Below are 2,610 nucleotides of genomic sequence, written 5' to 3'. Positions count from 1 at the left end.
AGCAAACCCAAGTCTTGCAGAAGTTTCTCAAGAACACTCTGAGCGTGAACTCGCTCAACTTAAATCCAGCATCACCAAAATCAATCGCTGGCTGAATCGCGCTAATACTGAAAAAACCGGGCTTTCAAAAGCACTGGAGAAGCAAGAAAAAGCTATCAGCAAGCTAAGCAAGTCAATTCGTACCAGCAAAGCAAATATAACGAAGCAAACCAAAGAGCTTAAAAAGCTGGAAAAAGACCACTCTCAACAAACAAAGGCGCTAAAAAAACAGCAGTCGTTCTTAATAAAGCAATTACAACGTGCGTACCTGCACGGGGAACAATCTCAAACCAAACTTCTTTTAAACTCTAATAACCCCCAGGAACTTGCTAAGGATATGCGTTTCTTTGCCTATATTAATGAAGCGCGTAGTGAAAAAATTTCCGAGGTACAAGACATTCTTAACATCATAAAAAATACCGAGAAAAAAATACTTGTTAAGAAAAATAAACTGCACGAACAGCATAAGCTTCAACAACAACAGCGCTTAGAGCTGAAAAAAGAACAAGCAGCTCGTAAACAGGTACTCGCAAAACTCAAGGCCAATATAAAAAATAACACGCAGCGTCTTGAAAAAATGCGCAAAGACCAAGCGCGCCTAGAGAAGCTTCTGAACGAATTAGAGCAAGCCATTGCCAACATCCCCCTCCCTGACGACGCCGCTCCGTTTAGCAAACAAAAAACCAAGCTTCCGTGGCCTGCGAAAGGTAAAGTCATTGGGCGCTTTGGTAGTCGAATTGCTCAGGGTAAGCTAAAGCTCAATGGCATTCATATTGAGACAAAAAACAACCAGGAAGTTCAAGCCATCCATTCTGGAAGAGTTATATTTTCTAACTGGATACGTGGCTTTGGTTTGCTCATTATTATCGATCATGGTAATAATTACATGAGTTTGTACGGTAACAATAAGAGCCTTGCAAAAGATACCGGAGACTGGGTTAGAGCAGGTGAAGTTCTCGCCTATGCAGGGCAAAGTAATGCAAAAAGTGAAACAGGGCTATACTTTGAAATTAGAAAAGACGGAAAGCCTTTAAATCCTAGCCGATGGCTACGAAAATAAATTCTTCAGGACCCACTTAATGAAATTAGTTTCTCGTTCCTTACCTTTAATGACATCACGCCGCAAACGCATCTGCACTTACAGCGCTATTCTGGCTGGGTGCTTATCTTTCAGTCAGCCCGCACTTTCCCAGCAAACTGAAAGTGCTGGTATACAAGATACTAATTTAGCTTCGGAACAAGCGACTGCCCCCTTACCTTTAAATGAGCTGCGAAAGTTTACCAATGTATTTGGCAAAATTAAGAATGCCTACGTCGAAGAAATAGATGACGCTACCCTGCTAAAATATGCGATTCGTGGCATGTTGTCAGGGCTTGACCCACACTCAGCTTATCTTGAGCCAAGCGCATTTTCAGACCTGCAAGAGAACACTTCAGGCACATTTGGCGGCTTGGGTATAGAGGTAGGTATGGAGAATGGCTTTGTAAAAGTTATTGCGCCGATTGATGATACCCCCGCTCAGAAAGCAGGCATTGAGGCTGGCGATTTAATTATCAAATTAGATGAAACACCCGTAAAAGGAATGAGTCTTGATCAAGCTGTTGACACGATGCGTGGTGAAGCGGGTGAGCCGATTACATTGACCATCGTCCGTGAAGGCGAGCGCGAGCCATTAGAAATAAAAGTCGTACGTGACATTATTCAAGTAACCAGCGTCAAAACGCTAGTACTTGATGAGCAGTACGGCTACATCCGTATCACTCAATTTCAGGCACAAACTGGTAGCGACTTCGCCAAAGGCCTTAAAAAGCTTCAAGATGAAACTGAAGAACTTGCAGGCTTAGTTATTGACTTAAGAAACAACCCTGGAGGCGTACTTCGTGCTTCAGTAGAAGTTGCCGACCAGTTGATTGAAGAAGGTCTCATCGTTTATACAAAAGGCCGTGCTAGCGAAGCCGATTTAAGCTTTAACGCGACACCTGGTGACGATGCTAATGGCATACCCATTATCGTTCTTATTGATGGAGGCTCCGCATCAGCTTCTGAAATCTTGGCCGGAGCACTTCAAGATCACAATCGGGCAGTCATAATGGGAACACAGAGCTTCGGCAAAGGCTCTGTACAGAACGTCATGGCTCTTGATGCTGAATATGGGCTTAAGCTAACAACTGCCCGCTACTATACCCCTAATGGCCGTTCGATTCAGGCGCAAGGTATCGAGCCCGATATAGAAGTTAACCGAGCCAAGTTGAGTGAAGAAAAAACCAAAGCCTTTTATCGAGAGTCTGATCTAGCCGGTCACTTAAGTAACGGCAACCAAAATAAGAATGAATCCAGCAAAGAAGAAAGCGAAGACTCAGAAGTTTCTCGTCAACAATCCATGCTGGAAAAAGACTTCCAGCTTCAGGAAGCTTTAAGTTTGCTAAAGGCTTTGGATATTCTAAAAGTTAAGCAAAAGAACTCTTCCGTCAAAACACCAGAGAGCCAAACTGAGGCCGAAAACCTAGCTGAAGAAGGCACTCCACAAGGTGAGTAAATATCTCCTCAAGCTCAGTACAGTAGTCACCTTT

The 2,610-nt window shown here is 43.4% G+C and carries 2 protein-coding genes; both read left to right on the top strand.

Annotation, left to right across the window (positions count from 1 at the left end; translation table 11 throughout):
• Positions 1–1,099 (top strand): murein hydrolase activator EnvC (locus A3757_RS20585; RefSeq protein WP_068740212.1); only part of this gene is annotated, 1,099 nt, incomplete at its 5' end.
• Positions 1,100–1,118: 19 nt separating this feature from the next.
• Positions 1,119–2,576 (top strand): S41 family peptidase, encoded by a 1,458-nt coding sequence (locus A3757_RS20580; protein ID WP_068511265.1) that lies wholly within the window; start codon positions 1,119–1,121, stop codon positions 2,574–2,576.
• The last annotated feature ends 34 nt before the right edge of the window (positions 2,577–2,610 follow it).

It is taken from the genome of Oleiphilus sp. HI0117, from assembly GCF_001635235.1.
Note: the sequence above shows the minus strand (reverse complement) of the source record. Positions and strands in the feature narration are given on the sequence as shown.

What these genes read in the sequence shown, in the direction of transcription:
- A3757_RS20580 (WP_068511265.1), top strand. Translation starts at nt 1,119, where the DNA reads ATGAAATTAGTTTCTCGTTCCTTACCTTTAATGACATCACGCCGCAAA.